Origin of the sequence: Marilutibacter aestuarii (assembly GCF_006546775.1) — a bacterium.
GTDB lineage: Bacteria > Pseudomonadota > Gammaproteobacteria > Xanthomonadales > Xanthomonadaceae > Marilutibacter > Marilutibacter aestuarii.
Genome location: NZ_VICE01000084.1, coordinates 1 through 15,253, shown reverse-complemented (window position 1 = coordinate 15,253; position 15,253 = coordinate 1). Strand labels below are relative to the sequence as shown.

General features: G+C 70.3%; 19 protein-coding genes. 11 read left to right on the top strand and 8 right to left on the bottom strand.

Annotated features, from left to right (window positions below):
• Positions 1-44 precede the first annotated feature (44 nt).
• From FKV25_RS08725 to FKV25_RS08710, 4 genes are all read left to right on the top strand, one after another.
• On the top strand, positions 45-986 hold the full coding sequence (locus FKV25_RS08725; RefSeq protein WP_141518407.1) for a DMT family transporter: 942 nt from the start codon (positions 45-47) through the stop codon (positions 984-986).
• 64 nt (positions 987-1,050) lie between these two features.
• Positions 1,051-1,446 (top strand): DoxX family protein, encoded by a 396-nt coding sequence (locus FKV25_RS08720; RefSeq protein WP_141518406.1) that lies wholly within the window; start codon positions 1,051-1,053, stop codon positions 1,444-1,446.
• 26 nt (positions 1,447-1,472) lie between these two features.
• Complete coding sequence (locus FKV25_RS08715; protein ID WP_141518405.1) at positions 1,473-2,039, top strand: hypothetical protein; 567 nt, start codon at positions 1,473-1,475, stop codon at positions 2,037-2,039.
• A gap of 19 nt (positions 2,040-2,058) precedes the next feature.
• Complete coding sequence (locus tag FKV25_RS08710; protein WP_141518404.1) at positions 2,059-2,289, top strand: RNA-binding S4 domain-containing protein; 231 nt, start codon at positions 2,059-2,061, stop codon at positions 2,287-2,289.
• 24 nt (positions 2,290-2,313) lie between these two features.
• Here the strand turns inward: FKV25_RS08710 and FKV25_RS08705 are convergent, their stop codons facing one another.
• Both FKV25_RS08705 and FKV25_RS08700 read right to left on the bottom strand, forming a co-directional pair.
• On the bottom strand, positions 2,314-3,291 hold the full coding sequence (locus tag FKV25_RS08705) for a hypothetical protein (protein ID WP_141518403.1): 978 nt from the start codon (positions 3,289-3,291) through the stop codon (positions 2,314-2,316).
• A gap of 92 nt (positions 3,292-3,383) precedes the next feature.
• Positions 3,384-4,499, bottom strand: a complete 1,116-nt coding sequence (locus FKV25_RS08700; RefSeq protein ID WP_246072022.1) for a COG3904 family protein — start codon at positions 4,497-4,499, stop codon at positions 3,384-3,386.
• Between the two features lie 366 nt (positions 4,500-4,865).
• Here FKV25_RS08700 and FKV25_RS08695 point away from each other — a divergent pair, with 366 nt between their 5' ends.
• From FKV25_RS08695 to FKV25_RS08675, 5 genes are read left to right on the top strand one after another with little or no spacing between them, the layout of a single operon-like run.
• Positions 4,866-5,288 carry a YciI family protein gene (locus FKV25_RS08695; protein WP_141518402.1) on the top strand — a complete coding sequence of 141 codons (423 nt, stop codon included), beginning with the start codon at positions 4,866-4,868 and terminating at the stop codon, positions 5,286-5,288.
• Positions 5,289-5,323: 35 nt separating this feature from the next.
• Entirely contained in the window at positions 5,324-5,764 is a 441-nt protein-coding gene (locus FKV25_RS08690) for a VOC family protein (protein ID WP_141518401.1), read from the top strand.
• A 36-nt stretch (positions 5,765-5,800) separates the two neighbouring features.
• Positions 5,801-6,205, top strand: coding sequence for a VOC family protein (locus tag FKV25_RS08685; RefSeq protein ID WP_141518400.1), 405 nt, complete (start codon positions 5,801-5,803; stop codon positions 6,203-6,205).
• 46 nt (positions 6,206-6,251) lie between these two features.
• Complete coding sequence (locus FKV25_RS08680) at positions 6,252-7,529, top strand: RNA polymerase sigma factor (protein WP_141518399.1); 1,278 nt, start codon at positions 6,252-6,254, stop codon at positions 7,527-7,529.
• 36 nt (positions 7,530-7,565) lie between these two features.
• Positions 7,566-7,922, top strand: coding sequence for a DUF1428 domain-containing protein (locus FKV25_RS08675; RefSeq protein ID WP_141518398.1), 357 nt, complete (start codon positions 7,566-7,568; stop codon positions 7,920-7,922).
• A 59-nt stretch (positions 7,923-7,981) separates the two neighbouring features.
• On the opposite strand, the gene FKV25_RS08670 is transcribed toward FKV25_RS08675, so the two are convergent.
• A complete protein-coding gene (locus FKV25_RS08670; protein WP_141518397.1) occupies positions 7,982-8,968 on the bottom strand; it encodes a zinc-dependent alcohol dehydrogenase family protein in 987 nt (328 codons plus the stop codon).
• 160 nt (positions 8,969-9,128) lie between these two features.
• Here FKV25_RS08670 and FKV25_RS08665 point away from each other — a divergent pair, with 160 nt between their 5' ends.
• Complete coding sequence (locus FKV25_RS08665; RefSeq protein WP_141518396.1) at positions 9,129-9,842, top strand: pseudouridine synthase; 714 nt, start codon at positions 9,129-9,131, stop codon at positions 9,840-9,842.
• A gap of 19 nt (positions 9,843-9,861) precedes the next feature.
• On the opposite strand, the gene FKV25_RS08660 is transcribed toward FKV25_RS08665, so the two are convergent.
• Positions 9,862-10,944: a PQQ-dependent sugar dehydrogenase gene (locus tag FKV25_RS08660; protein WP_246072021.1), complete on the bottom strand. Its 1,083-nt coding sequence runs from the start codon at positions 10,942-10,944 to the stop codon at positions 9,862-9,864.
• 329 nt (positions 10,945-11,273) lie between these two features.
• On the bottom strand, positions 11,274-11,654 hold the full coding sequence (locus FKV25_RS08655) for a SpoIIAA family protein (protein WP_170218595.1): 381 nt from the start codon (positions 11,652-11,654) through the stop codon (positions 11,274-11,276).
• A 128-nt stretch (positions 11,655-11,782) separates the two neighbouring features.
• Here FKV25_RS08655 and dbpA point away from each other — a divergent pair, with 128 nt between their 5' ends.
• Entirely contained in the window at positions 11,783-13,168 is a 1,386-nt protein-coding gene (gene dbpA / locus FKV25_RS08650; protein WP_141518394.1) for an ATP-dependent RNA helicase DbpA, read from the top strand.
• A 21-nt stretch (positions 13,169-13,189) separates the two neighbouring features.
• Here the strand turns inward: dbpA and FKV25_RS08645 are convergent, their stop codons facing one another.
• The 3 genes from FKV25_RS08645 to FKV25_RS08635 form a co-directional block, all read right to left on the bottom strand.
• Positions 13,190-13,726, bottom strand: coding sequence for a DUF2058 domain-containing protein (locus FKV25_RS08645; protein WP_141518393.1), 537 nt, complete (start codon positions 13,724-13,726; stop codon positions 13,190-13,192).
• A 90-nt stretch (positions 13,727-13,816) separates the two neighbouring features.
• Positions 13,817-14,905 (bottom strand): sulfite exporter TauE/SafE family protein, encoded by a 1,089-nt coding sequence (locus tag FKV25_RS08640; protein WP_141518392.1) that lies wholly within the window; start codon positions 14,903-14,905, stop codon positions 13,817-13,819.
• A gap of 64 nt (positions 14,906-14,969) precedes the next feature.
• Positions 14,970-15,253, bottom strand: a 284-nt coding sequence (locus FKV25_RS08635; protein ID WP_141518391.1) for a DUF1615 family protein, incomplete at its 5' end; no start/stop codon positions are given.

The window sequence follows — 15,253 nt, the reverse complement described above, 5'->3', positions numbered from 1 at the left end:
GCCGATCTGCAAGACTTGCCGCCCCACGAACGCCATCGCCGACCATGTCACCGACCAGCAAGGCCCAGCTCCAGATTCATTTCTGCGTCCTGCTGTGGGGATTCACGGCGATCATCGGCAAGCTGATCTCGCTGCCGGCGCTGCCGCTGGTGTGGTGGCGGATGCTGCTGGTCGCGCTGGCGCTGGCCCTGCTGCCGCGCGTCTGGCGCTCGCTGCGCGCGATGCCGTCGCGGCTGGCCTGGGCGTATGCGGGCGTGGGCGTCCTGGTCGCCCTGCACTGGCTGACCTTCTATGGCGCGATCAAGCTGGCCAATGCCTCGGTGGCGGCCACGTGCATCGCGCTGGCGACGGTCTTCACCGCCCTGATCGAGCCCTGGCTGGCGCGCCGTCGGTTCGCCCCGCGCGAGGTGCTGCTGGGGATCGCGGTCTTGCCGGGCGTGGCCCTGGTGGTGGACGGCGTGCCGGACGACATGCGCATCGGCGTCGTGGTCGGCGCGATCTCCGCGGTGTTCGTGGCCCTGTTCGGTTCGCTCAACAAGCGCCTGGTCGACCACGGCGATCCGCTGACGGTCACCGCGCTGGAGCTGGGCGCCGGCACCGCCGCGCTGACCGTGCTGGCGCCGGTCATGCCCTTGCTGTTCCCGGCCTTCGCCGGGCCCTTGCTGATCGTGCCGAGCCTGCACGACGGCCTGCTGCTGCTGACCCTGTCGCTGGCCTGCACCCTGCTGCCTTTCGCCCTGTCGCTGGTGGCCCTGCGCCACATGAGCGCGTTCGCCGCGCAGCTGGCGGTGAACCTGGAACCGGTCTACGCGATCGTGCTGGCGATCCTGCTACTGGACGAACAGCACGAACTCTCGCCGCGCTTCTACCTGGGCGTGGCGATCATCCTGCTGGTGGTGCTGGCCTACCCACTGCTGCATCGTCCGCGGCGGATCAACCAGCCCGAGGCGCTGGCGGTCGGCGAGGCCAAGGACATCACCGACTGATGCCTCCCGCTGCCGCCGCGACGCCGCTATCCTTGGTCGATCGCCCTTCGTACCAGGACCCCGCATGAATCCCGCCACCCAACACGACATCGGCAAGCTGGTGTTGCGCGTCACCCTCGGCCTGCTGGTGCTGTTGCACGGCGTGGCCAAGCTCAAGGGCGGCATGGGCGGGATCGTCGGACTGGTCGAGTCGCACGGCCTGCCCGGCGTGCTTGCCTATGGCGTGCTGGTGGGCGAAGTGCTGGCTCCGCTGATGCTGGTGATCGGCTACCACGCGCGTATCGGCGCGGTGCTGGTGGCACTCAACATGGTCTTCGCCATCGTGCTGGTGCACATGGGCCAGCTTGGCGACCTCAACCGCCAGGGCGGCTGGGCGCTGGAGCTGCAAGCCATGTTCCTCTCCGCGGCGGTCGCACTGGCCCTGCTCGGCCCCGGCCGTTTCAGCGCCAACCAGCGCTGAGCCCGCGCACGGTCGCGCCGACGGCGATGGACCAGTTCCCGCACATCCGCATCCTCATGGGCATGGTGCTGGGCCTGGCCATCACCACCCTGCTCAAGGGCCTGGCGCAGTTCGTCCAGCACCCGGACCGGCAACGGGTCTACTGGGTGCACATCGGCTGGGCGGTGGCGATGTTCGTCATGCTGGTGCATTTCTGGTGGTGGGAATACGAACTGGTGAAGGTCAGCGACTGGACCTTCGTGATGTACGGCTTCCTGGTCGGCTACACGGTGCTGTTCTACCTGCTGTGCACGCTGCTGTTTCCCGACGACCTGCGCGAGTACGCTGGCTACCGCGATTACTTCATGTCGCGGCGCCGCTGGTTCTTTGGCCTGATGGCGCTGTCCTACGTGGTGGACCTGGGCGATACGCTGATCAAGGGCCGCCAGTACCTGGGCAACCTGGGCACCGAGTACCTGCTACGCAACGCGACCTACATCGTGCTGTGCCTGGTCGCGACGCGTACCCGCTCGCAGGTGTTCCATCGCGCGTTCGTCGTCGGCGCACTGCTCTACGAACTCAGCTGGATCTACCGGCTGTACGATCGCCTCTGATCCCTTCCACCGGCCAGCCATGCAACGCATCCGCTTCGAACTCGAACCCGACCGCGACCACGTCGAACTCAACCAATTGCTGAAGCTCGCCGGCCTGTGCGACAGCGGCGGCATGGGCAAGGCGATCGTCGCCAGCGGCGCCGTGAGCGTCGATGGCCAGGTGGAACTGCGCAAGACCTGCAAGATCCGGCCGGGCCAGCGCGTGGCGCTGGACGACGTGGAGATCGAGGTGATCGCCGCGGGGGCGTGAGGCGGGCGGGAGCCTGGCCGGCGCTCAGGCGATGGCCAGGCCCGCGTCGGCGCGCGCCAGCCGGTCGTGCAAGGCGCGCACGGACTCGGCGCCGGGATCGACCGTCGCGCTGCCGATGGCTTCCACGAAGCGGCATGACGCATGCGAGCGCGCCGCCGCTTCGTACGCTGCCACCCAGGCCACGCGTTCGGGCAGGCGGTCGGCAGCCACTGGCCACACGCCGGGACGCGGGCGCAGGTGGCGGTCGATCCCGATGCGCCAGGGCTTGGGGCTGACCCGGGCGCGGAAGCAGTGCTGGCGCTGGCACATGCGCACGTACAGGGGGTCGGTGCCCAGGGCTTCGAACAAGGCCGAGACTTCCGGCGCATCCGGGGCGAAGCGTCGGTGCATGGCCAGCACGCGCAGGCCCGCGGGCGTCCGGTATGCGCGCAAGTGCCATTCCGGGTGCGTCGCAACGAAACGGCGGACGCGGCCCAGTGCGGCCTTCTCCGCGCCGCCGCGCAGGGCTTGCCAGGCGCGGTGCAGCGGATCGGCCAGGCCCGCCGTGGCCACCAGCGCCGCGACCAGTACGACCACGATCCAGCCGGTCGAGCCCTTCGCCGCGACCCCCACGATGCCCGCCAGGGCCAGGCTCGCGAACAGGCCCCACCACAGGCGGCGGCTGGCCCGCGTGGGGAAGTCGATGTCGGCGAACAGCACGTCCGGCGTGTTGAGGCACAGCGCGCCGTAGCCATTGCGCGAGACGACGCTGTCGCCGTCGCGCAGCACGATTTCCTCGCGTATCGGCACGCCTTCGGCGCCGTTGTAGGCCACCTTGGGTTCGATGCGCCGCAAGGTTTCACCGGCGTGGATGCGGTCCATCGCTTCGCGGGCGCGGGCGTCGGCGTGCGCCTGCGCGGCGGCGAGGCTGTCGTCGGACCAGCCGAAGCGTCGCACCGTCACGGGCTTGCGGCGCGTGCCCTCGCGCAGTCGGGCCTCGGCCCAGTATTCGGGGATGATCATCGGAGAAGTCCGCGACGTCCATTTTTCGGGACCGGCACCCTACCCCGGAACCGGGCGTGGACACCAGACTCGCCCGAAGACGCTTGACCGCCTCAGTCGTACTCGGAGAACGGCGATTCGTGCGGGCAGCTCGAGTCGGGAAACCCGTAGCGCTTCTTCAGGTCGAGCCCGCACTGGCCCATGTCGGCGACCTGTTCGCCCTCGGTCGTGCACAGCATGTCGTAGTCGCGGAAGAACGCATCCTTTCGGCGTACGAAAGCCTCGCCGCACTTTCGACCCAGCCGGATCCGGTCCAGGTCGTCCTCGGCGGCGTTGCGCCCGGCCAGGCCGAAGCGCGCCAGCTCGTCGGCGGTCAGCAGGCGCAGGCTGCGGTTGGGCACGGTCATCATCAGGTCGGCGATGGCGATCGCCGCCCCGTTGCGCTGCAGGTACTGGCTCATCTGCCCGTGCACCTCGCGCAGTTCCTGGTTGAGCTCCGCGCGCGAGGTCGCCTTGGAGCCGATCCGCAGCATGCGATGGATGCCGACCGGCCCCGACACCAGCCGGGTGTCGCCGGCGGCGAGGATCAGCACGCAGGAACTGTGGCAGACCGAGTCCTCGCGGACCCAGACCATCCAGCCCGACTCGGCCATGGCGTCGCCGGCCTTGATGCCCTCCTCGACCTGGCCGCCGCTGGAATCGATGTCCAGGATGCGCGACTCGATCCCGAGCGTGTCCGCCATGTCGGCCACGCGCTGGACCAGGGCGGTGAAACCGGCGTCGACCTTGCCGTCGTAGCGCAACCGCACCATGCCGGTCTTCTGGCACGGCGACATGGTCTTCCACACGTGCGAGAAGCCCAGCGACGACAAGGGCACGCCGTCGCCGCCGCCGGTGTAATCGCGGTCGCAGCTGATCGAGGCCTTGCCCGCCGTCACCGGCATGGGCGTCCAGTCGATCTCCGAAGGCGCCTCGTCGTAGGCGGCCGGGGGCGCGGGATCGGCCTCGGGCATCTCCACCACGGTCGCCCCGAAGTCGCTCTTGCGGCGCGCCAGCACATGTCCGGCATCCGTCGGCGCGGCCGTCGGCTGCGCATCGGCCACGGTACGGGGCCCCTCCACCGGGGCCTCCGGCGTGCAGGCCGAAGCCGCCAGGCAGGTCGTCAGCAGGAGCGATAACTTCGGGATCAGGCGCATGCAGACCATCGGGGAAAGTGGGAGCGCGGTCATGCCAGGACCGCGATTCCAGTCTAGGGGGATGCGGCGCCGGTGTGTTCAACACAAGGTGAACGCCTGCCCCGTTGCGGGTGAGGCCCGGGGGCCGCGGCCGGAGGGCGCTGACGAGACGAAAGGCGCCCGGGTCTCACTGTCATCCCTGCGCGCTGCTTTCGCCGGGACGACGATCGTGGCGGGCGCGGAGGGCGGGCGGGATCCGCGCCTTCGCCGGCGTGACGGCCCCGAGGCGTCCAGGGACTTCCCCGGGGCGCCGGGGCGCGGCCGGGAAGATTTCGCCGGCATGTCGAATACCGGGGCGCTGGTCCGTCGACATGTTGAAGGCGGGGGATACCGCCCCCGCATCCACCGAGGAGAACATCCATGCGCGTCGTCGTCTTCGTCAAGGCCACCGCCGACTCAGAAGCCGGGATTATGCCCAGCGAACAACTCCTGGCCGACATGGGCCGCTACAACGAAGAGCTGGTCCGCGCCGGGATCATGCTCGCGGGCGAAGGCCTGCAGCCCTCGTCCCGGGGCGCGCGCGTCGACTTCTCCGGCAAGGAGCGCCACGTGACCGACGGGCCCTTCGCCGAGACCAAGGAACTCGTCGCCGGGTTCTGGATGTGGCAGGTGCGCTCGATGGACGAGGCGATCGAATGGGTCAAGCGCTGCCCGAACCCGATGCCGGGCGATTCGACGATCGAGATCCGCCCGGTGTTCGAGGCCGACGATTTCGGCGAGGCCCTGACCCCCGAACTGCGCGAGCAGGAAGAGCGCCTGCGCGAGCAACTGGCGCGCAACTGAGGCACGCGCCCCACGCACCGCACCGGAGACTCGACATGAAGCTCATCCCCTACATGTGCGATTTCGGCGGCAAGTGCCGCGAAGCCTTCGATTTCTACGCGCGTGCCCTCGGCGGCGAAGTGGTCGGACGCACGACCTACGGCGAGTCGCCGGTGTGCGAGCGGATGCCACCGGGCTCCGCCGACCTGGTCATGCACAGCTGCCTGGTGGCCGGCGACGCCGTGATCATGGGCGCCGATGGCCCCCCCGCGGCGCGCGGTGGCGACGAAGGCACCGCGATCAGCATCAACGTCGACAGCACCGAGGACGCCGAGCGCATCTGGGCCGCGCTGTCGGCGGGCGCCGACATCCGCATGCCGCTGCGGGAAACCGCATGGGCGCATCGCTGGGGCATGCTCGTGGACCGCTTCGGCAAGCCGTGGATGGTCAACCACCTCAAGACCGCCGACGACGGCCCGACGCCCGGCCACGCCTGAGCCCCCCCCACTCCAACCACGCCACGGGAACCGCACATGGCTTCGAAGATCTTCATCAACCTCCCCGTCAAGGACCTGGAGCGCAGCGTCGCCTTCTACGGCGCGCTGGGCTACCGCTTCGACGCGGCGTACACCAACGAGAACGCGACCTGCATGATCGTCGACGACAACATCCTGGTGATGCTCCTCGTCGAGCCGTTCTTCGCGACCTTCACGCCCAAGCCGGTCAGCGACGCGCGCGCCGCCACCGAGGTGCTGCTCGCGCTGTCGATGGAGGGCCGCGAGGCGGTCGACGCGATGGTCGCCCGGGCGGTCGCGGCCGGTGCGCGCACCCCCGTTCCCGCGGTCGACCACGGCTTCATGTACCAGCACGGGTACGAAGACCCCGACGGGCACATGTGGGAGCTGTTCCACATGGATGGACCGCCGCCGCAGGCATGAACCGGCACTTGCACCACCGGCAGACGGGTGCTCTGATGCGGCGATCATGACGGACCATGAATTCAACCGCCGCATCGATGCCATCTGGCGCATGGAGTCGGCCCGCGTGATCGCCACGCTGGCCCGGATGCTGCGCGACATCGGCCTGGCCGAGGACATCGCCCAGGACGCCCTCATTTCGGCGTTGGAGAAATGGCCCGCCGACGGCATCCCCGACAAGCCCGGCGCGTGGTTGATGACCACCGCCCGGCGCAAGGCGATCGACCGCATCCGCCACGGGCAGATGGCCGAACTCAAGCACGTGCAGATCGCGCACGAACTGGAGGACGTGCAACAGGAACGCTTCGACGCCGAACAGGCCGGGCTTGACGACCCGATCGGCGACGACCTGCTGCGGCTGGTCTTCGTCGCCTGCCACCCCCTGTTGTCGCCGGAGGCGCGCGTCGCGCTGACCCTGCGCCTGCTCGGCGGCCTGAGCACGGCGGAGATCGCGCGTGCCTTCCTCGCCCAGGAGGCAACCATCGCCCAGCGCATCGTCCGCGCCAAACGCAGCCTCGCCGAGGCGGACGTCGCGTTCGAGGTGCCGCGCGGCGAGGCCCTGCAAGAGCGCCTGGCATCGGTGCTGGAGGTCATCTACCTGATCTTCAACGAGGGCTATTCGGCGACTGCCGGCGACGACTGGCTGCGACCGGCACTGTGCGAGGAAGCCCTGCGCCTGGGCCGCATCCTGGCCGGCCTGATGCCGGCCGAGGACGAGGTGCACGGCCTGGTGGCGCTGATGGAGATCCAGGCCTCGCGCAGCCACGCGCGCACCACCGCCGACGGCAGTCCGGTGTTGCTGCTCGAACAGGACCGCAGCCGCTGGGACCGGCTGCTGGTCCGCCGCGGCCTGGCCGCGCTGGAACAGGCCGGGCGGATCGCCGCGGCGCGCGGTGTCGAGCGGGGCCCGTACGCATTGCAGGCCGCGATCGCCGCCTGCCATGCGCGCGCGGTCACCGCCCAGGACACCGACTGGGGCGCGATCGCGGCCCTGTACGCCGACCTCGCCCGCCAGGTGCCCTCGCCGGTCGTCGAGCTCAACCGCGCCGTCGCCATCGCCATGCACGCCGGCCCCGAGGCCGGCCTGGCACATGCCGAATCAATCGCGAGCGCGCCCGCGCTCAAGCACTACCACCTGCTTCCCAGTGTCCGTGGCGACCTGTTGTTCCGCCTCGGGCGCCATGACGAAGCGCGCGAGGAGTTCCAGCGCGCGGCCACCCTGACCCGCAACGAGCGCGAGCGCACCCTGCTGCTGGAACGCGCCTCGCGCTGCACGGCGCCCTGACGCCCCGTACCGCCCTTCCCACCGCAAGGAGGTCACATGAGCTATGTCGATGGCTTCGTACTGCCGGTCCCGCGCGATCGGCTCGATGATTACCGCAAGCTGGCCCGCAAGGCGGGCAAGGTCTGGATGGAGCATGGCGCGCTCGCCTACCACGAGTGCGTCGCCGACGACGTCGACGCCGGCAAGCGCACCTCGTTCCCGCGCAGCGTCAAGCTGAAGGAAGACGAGGTGGTCGTGTTCGCCTACATCCTCTACAAGTCGCGCGCGCAGCGCGACAAGGTCAACCGCATGGTGATGGCCGACCCGCGGATCGCGGGCATCGATCCCGCGTCGATACCTTTCGACGGCAAGCGCATGTTCTGGGGCGGCTTCAAGAGCCTTGTCGAGATGTAGCGCGGGCGGGCGCGCCGGGCCGTCGCGCCCGGCGGCCCGGTCCACGCCCCGGCCCGGGCTCAGCCGTTGGGCAGGATCATCACCTTGCCGGAGCGCTCGCCGGCCGCCGCGGCCTTCACGGCGTCCTTGATCCGGTCGATGCCGTAGGTCTCCTGTACGCGCGCCTTGAGCTGGCCCTTGGCGATCAGGCCGACCAGCTCGGCGAACAGGGCGTTGCGGGTCGCGGCATCGGTGACCTTGAACCAGTGCGCCAGCCAGAACCCGCGCAGGGTGATCCCGCGGAAGATCAGCGAGCCCGGCGAGATCGCGCAGGGCTCGCCACCCATGGCGCCATAGTTGACGAGGGTGCCGCCGGGCGCGAGGGCCTGGGCCATGCGCTCGGTCGCCATGCCACCGACGGCATCGATGCCCAGCGTCACCTTCGCGCCACCGGTGGCCTCGGTCACACGTGCAGCGAGGTCATCGCCGTCCACCAGCACCACGTTGGCGCCCAGCGCCTCGACGTCGGCCACCGCGCCTTCGCGACGCACGACGTTGACCGTGCGCAGGCCGCGCGCGCGCGCAAGCTGGACGAGGTAACCGCCCACGGCCGAATTGGCCGCGTTCTGGATGACCCAGTCGCCCGGCTCCAGGTCGACGATGTCGCTGAGCAGCAGCCGCGCGGTCGGCGGATTGACCGTCAGCATCGCCAGCTGCTGCGGGTCGGCGCCTTCCGGCAGCGGCACCAGTGCCCTGGCCTCCGCCACCAGGTGGGTCGCCCACGTCCCGCAGCCGACCGGAAGCAGTACGGTCTGCCCCGGGCTCAGGCCGGCGACGTCGTCGGCCACCGCGGCCACGCGCCCCACCCCTTCGTTGCCGCCCACCGCCGGCAGCGGCGGCAGCGAACCGTACTCGCCGGTCAGGGTCAGTACGTCGGACGGATTGATCGGCGCGGCCAGCACCTCCACCAGGGCCTGGCCCGGGGCCAGGGCGGGAAGGTCGAACTCGACGGCTTCGATGACATCCTGCGGCACCGGGCCGCGCTGGGTGTAACGGGCGTGCTTCATGCTGCACCTGGAGTCGGGACGGACCCCCGAGGATACGTCGCTTCGCGTGCAGGGGATGGAACTGCGACACCGCCCTGCCCGGCCGGGTCCGCGTGCGCGCCGGCCCAAGGTGTGACAGCATGCGCGCCCAGCCCCCGCCCGCGCGTTCGCGCACCCCTCCATGCGCCTGAACAAGCACATCAGCGACTCCGGCCTCTGCTCCCGGCGGGAAGCCGATCGCCTCATCGCCGCCGGCAAGGTCAGCGTCAATGGCATCCGCGCCCGCATCGGCAGCGAGGTCGGGGAAGGCGACAAGGTCCTCGTCGACGGACAGGCGCTGCCCACGCGCGCGGCCGCCAGGGGCAAGCGCCAGCATGTCTACATCGCCCTGAACAAGCCGGTCGGCGTGACCTGCACCACCGAAGCGGGCGTGAAGGGCAACATCGTCGACTTCGTCGGCCACGACCGCCGCATCTTCCCGGTCGGTCGCCTGGACAAGGACTCCGAAGGCCTGATCCTGCTGACCAGCAACGGCGACATCGTCAACGAGATCCTCCGCGCCGAGAACAAGCTGGAGAAGGAGTACCTGGTCGCGGTGAACCACGCCGTGACCGACGAGTTCCTGCGCGCGATGGCCCGGGGCGTGCCGATCCACGGCCAGACCACCCTGCCCTGCCGGACCAGCCGACTGGCGCGTTTCGGCTTCCGGATCATCCTGGTGCAGGGCCTGAACCGGCAGATCCGCCTGATGGCCGCGCACTTCGGTTTCCGGGTGAAACAGCTGGTGCGCGTGCGCATCGGCAACGTCAAGCTGGCCCACCTCAAGCCGGGGCAATGGCGCAACCTCACCGACGCCGAACTGCAGGGCCTGCTGCCGCACCGCACCGAGTGGTGAGCGCGCCCGGACGCGGGATTCAACGAGGCAGTGGCGTCAGTTTCAGCAGCCGCGCGTTGCCGCCATCCTCCAGCAGCCATATCGCGCCATCCGGTCCCTGTTCGACCTCGCGGATGCGGCTTCCCATCGGATAGCGCTTGAGTTCATGGGCCTTCGTTCCCTCGAACTCGATGCGAATGAGCGCTTGCGAGGCCAGGCCGCCGATGAAGCCATCGCCGTAGAAGTACGGGAACGCATCCGCGGTATAGACGATGAAACCGGAGGGTGCGATGACCGGCGTCCACGCGACTTCCGGTGCGTTGAGGTCGGGCCGGGTGTCGTGGTCGGGGATCGGAGTGCCGTCGTAGTGGTCGCCCTCCGAGACCAGCGGCCAGCCATGGTTCGCGCCCCGCTCCGCCCGGTTCAGCTCGTCCCCGCCCGCCGGCCCCATCTCATGGGTCCACAATCGCCCGCCCACGTCGAACGCGATGCCCAGCATGTTGCGGTGGCCGAGCGACCATACCTGCGCCGCGACGCCGCCCTGGGCATGGAACGGGTTGTCCGTGGGCGCGCTGCCGTCGGGGTTGAGCCGGATCAGCTTGCCGAGGTTCGACTGCATGTCCTGGGCCGGGTCGAACTTCTGCCTGTCGCCGGAGGTGATCCAGAGTTTCCCCTCGGGCCCGAACGCCAGGCGATGGCTGTAGTGACCCGAACCGGTGACCTTGGGCACCTGCCGCCAGAGCACCCGCAGGTCGGCGAGGTGGCCGCCCCCGCCGGCATCGAGTTCCAGTTGCGCGCTCGCCACGGCGGCGCCGCGCAGGTCGCCCCCACCCGGCTCCACGTAGCTGATCAGGATGCGACGGCTGCTGTCGAACCGGGGGAACAGGATGACGTCGCCCAGCCCCCCCTGCCCGACGACATCAACGGGAGGCAGGCCGGTGATGGTGCCCGTCTGGCCGGTGGCGGGATCGAACAGGCGCAGCTGCCCCCCTTTCTCGGTCACCAGGAGGCGTCCGTCCGGGAGGAAACACATGGCCCAGGGTCGATCGAAACGCGCCATCTCGCTGATGTCGAATGGCACGTCGGGCTCGACCGAGGCCGGCAACGGCCCCCCCGTGTTCATCACCTTGCCTGCCGGAGGGGCGGACGCGGACCCGGCCGGCCGCGAAGCGGGCGCTCCGACCCGAGCGCCTGCCTTCCCCAGTACGGCAGCGCTGCCCGCGCGAATCGCCAGCGACGCGTCCTGGTCGACCTCCGGCGCGGGTGGCTGGCAGGCGACCAGCGCCGACGCCAGGACGACACATGCGGCCATGCGAAACCTCTGCATTGTCCCACTCCATCGTCCAGGGTCCGGCTTCATGGATACACCCATGCACGTCAACGTGTCGACACGCTGCGCCATCCTCTCCTGTTCAGGCGCGGTGCCCCCGCCCCGCGTCGAAGAACCCAGGCTCAGTGCGGAGCGATCGGGCGCGACACCCAGGCCATCGCCGCGTCGCGCTCGGCGGGCTCGAACGTCTGCAACTCGATCCCCGGGACCAGCATGCCGGTGAAGCTCGAGACCCGTGCCAGCCATTCGCGCTCGGTGACCATGGCCGAACGCGCGAAGCGCTTGAGTTCGCCCAGCTTGCCCAGGCCGTAGCGGACGTCCTTGGCCATGGCCTCGGCACTCATGCCGGTGAGGCCGGTGAGGTCGGTGAAGATGCCGATGCGCGGATTGAGCGAGAGCTTCGTCTCGACCGCGCCGATGCAGGTGTCGTAGTCCTCGCCGGTCAGTTGGCCGGTGAAGTGGAAGGCGGCCACGTGCGGCGCGACCTGCAGGATTTCGATCACCACGGACTCCCGGTTGGACGGGACCCCACGCTAGCCCGGCCCCCGTCGAACCAACGTCAAGGGCCGGGCGAACCAACGTCAAGGGCCGGGCTTCAGCCACGGCCGCGGCGAACCTGCGATCATGGCGCATGAATCCCGCCCCCGATTTCGCGGCACTGCCGCTGTCCCCGCCCCTGCTGCAGGGCGTCGATGCCATGGGCTTCGCCGCGATGACGCCGGTGCAGGCCCAGGCCCTGCCGGCCATCCTGGAAGGCCGCGACGTGATCGCCCAGGCACCCACCGGCAGTGGCAAGACCGCCGCGTTCGGACTCGGCCTGCTGCACCGGCTCGATCCGGCCAACTCCCGCACCCAGGCGCTGGTGCTGTGCCCCACCCGGGAACTGGCCGACCAGGTCGGCAAGCAGCTGCGCCGGTTGGCCGTGGGCATCCCCAACGTGAAGGTGTCGGTGCTCTGTGGCGGGATCCCGCTTGGGCCGCAGCTCGCTTCGTTGTCGGCGCACGACCCGCAGGTGGTGGTCGGCACGCCCGGGCGCATCCAGGAACTGGCGAAGAAGAAGGCCCTGCACCTGGGCGGCATCCGCACCCTGGTGCTCGACGAGGCCGACCGCATGCTGGACATGGGCTTCGAGGAGGCGATCCGCGACATCGTCAAGCGCACGCCCCCCGATCGCCAGGGCCTGCTGTTCTCGGCGACGTTCCCCGAGGCCATCCGCGAACTGGGCACCGCGATGCTGCGCGATCCGCTGCAGGTCAGCGTGGAAGGCGCCGGCCAGGCGCCCGACATCGAGGCGCTGTTCTTCGAAGTCGAGCCCGGTCGCAAGGCACCGCTGCTGGCGGCCCTTCTGCTGGCCTACCGTCCCGAATCCTGCGTGGTGTTCTGCAACATGCGCCGCGACACCGAGGAAGTGGTCGGGTCGCTCGCGCACTACGGTTTCAGCGCCCTCGCCCTGCACGGCGACATGGAACAGCGCGACCGCGACGAGGTGCTCGTGCGCTTCGCCAACCGGAGCTGCAGCGTGCTGGTCGCGAGCGACGTCGCCGCGCGCGGCCTGGACGTGGAGGACCTCTCGGCGGTGGTCAACTACGAACTGCCCACCGACGTCGACACCTACCGCCACCGGATCGGGCGCACCGGTCGCGCCGGGCGCAAGGGCCTGGCCCTGAGCCTGTGCACGCCGCGCGAGCGCGAGCGCGCCCTGCGGATCGAGGACGACCAGGGCCAGCCGCTGCGATGGGAGCGCGTGCAGCCGCTGTCGGGCAAGCCGGGCAAGGTGCCGCCGGCCGCGATGGCCACGCTGCGCATCGACGCCGGCCGCAGCGACAAGCTCCGCCCGGGCGACATCGTCGGCGCCCTGACCGGCGACGCCGGCCTGCACAAGGACGCGATCGGCAAGATCGACGTCTACGCCACCCGCAGCTACGTCGCGATCGCCCGGCCCCAGGCCGCCGCCGCGCTCGAGCGCCTGCGCGCGGGCAAGATCAAGGGGCGTCGCTTCCGGGTCAGTCGCCTCTAGTCCACCGGGCCGCGCGCTGGCCTACCAGACGAGGTCGTCCGGCACCGGGAAGCGGCGGTAGTAGTCGTCTTCCTCGTCCGCGCCCGGCGCGGAATCACCGCCATGGTCGAGGACGATCGCCGACGGATCGCGCTCACGGATACGCTCGGCGGCCGCGCGCGGCACAAGCGCGTGCGCGTCACCGTGCCGTACGATCAGCAAGGCGCCCCGGGCCAGCAGGCCGCGCTGGTCGGCGTCCACGTACACACGGCGAATCGCGCCGCCGTCCTCGAAGGCATAGGCGATGTCGCCCCCGGCCCGTACCTGGTGGGCCTCCACGATCTGCGCGACCTGGGCACGCAGTTCGCGCTCGCGCGCCTGGGCATTGCGCTCGGCCGCCAGTTGCCGGTCGCGCTCGGCGCGTTCGGCCTGCAGGCGCCGCGCGTCGACGCGGTCGACATCCACGCTCGCCGGCGCCTTGCCCTGGCGCTGCTTCTGCTGCTCGCGCACGGCCTTGGCCACCTGGCTCTTCTTGGCCAGGCCGGCCTTGAGCAGTTGCTCCTGGAGGGGATTTCGCATGGCACTACCGGAAGGAAAACGTCACGACCTGCATTGTAGTGGCCCCAGTGGTCCGGCCGCAGGGGCGGCCCTCAACGGCGCGCGCCACGGTCACGCAGAACCGCGGCGCTCCGGTTCCGGGGCGGCCATCGGCGCCGGCAGCGAAACGTCCGCGTGCGCATCGCCGCGCGCCTGCCGGGTTTCGGCGTCCCCCGCGAGCACCGCGCCCCAGCGGCGCAGGCGTTCGAAACCGTGCAGGAACAGCGCGACCCCGGCCAGCGCGACGGCCAGGCCGGTCCATCCCATCGCGCTCCACTGGTTGTGGCAGGTCCAGACGAACTGGCCGACGCACAGGATCGCGACGAACACCAGGGTCGGCCGGCGCCCGATCAGGCCCACGACCAGCGCACCCAGCGGGGCGCCGAGGGCCACTACCGGCGCCGCCGCCAGCCAGTTGCCGAAGACGCCCGGCTGGACGCCGGTGAAGGCGAGCTTGATGCCGATCCCCAGCACCGACGTGAATGCCATGATCACCACCGACGTGGGGATCGCGATCTTGAGGTCGGCCCGGCACAGCAGCACCAGTGCGGCGTACAGCACCATGTCGATGCCCACCCCGGTCACCGCCGCGACGCTCGCCGCGGCCAGTACGCCGATCACCACGCCGACCCGGAAGTCCCAGCGCTCGTCGAAGTCGGTCATGCCGCTGTGACCGGCGATCTCCCGGATGCGGTAGAGGTGCAGCAGGCCGAAGCTCGCCCAGACCACCGCGAAGACGAGCTTGATCCACAACTCGGGTACGTGCGGTGCGACGAGGAAGATGCCGGCCGGCAGCCCGAACAGGGTGCCGAGCATGGCGCCCTTGAGCATCGCCCAGGCCAGGGGCTGCCGCCGCGCGAGGATGAAGATGCTCGCGCTGGTCATGCCGATCGACTGGACGGCGAAACTGAAGTCGCGTCCCAGCGTCGCCGGCAGCTCGAACAACAGCACCAGGATCGGGAAGCCCACCGTCCCCCCTCCCATCGGCGTGGAACCGGCGATGTAGCTGCCGAAGGCCATCGACAAGGCCATCGGCCAATGCGCCAGCGCCTCGGTCCAGTAACCGCGGCCGAAGACCAGCCAGGCCCAGGTGCCGTAGAACAGCGCCAGCCACAGGAACCAGATCCAGAGGTGGCGGCGCGGCGGGGCTTTCAGGGACATGCAAGGGGCAACCGGCGGATCGATGGCCCATTGGAGCATCGACCGCGGCGTTTGGCGAGCCCGCTCAGCGGGCCATGCATTGGCGCCAGCGGGTATCGACGCGGTTGGCGAACCAGGCCGTGGTCAGCTCGCGCGTGATCTTGGGGCTCTCGAGCTTGATCCCGGGCAGCACCGCGCGCGGCAGCGGTCCGCCACGAGCCTGCTCGGCGAGCGCGAAGACCCCGCGGTAGAGGTCTTCGTCCTCGAACTCGAGGCGGTCGCCGCGCTCGAGCGCGCGCCTGATCGCGCGGTCGTCCAGGCCCAGCCGCGGGCCCAGCACGCGTACCGCGCGCTCGGTGCTGCCGGGCG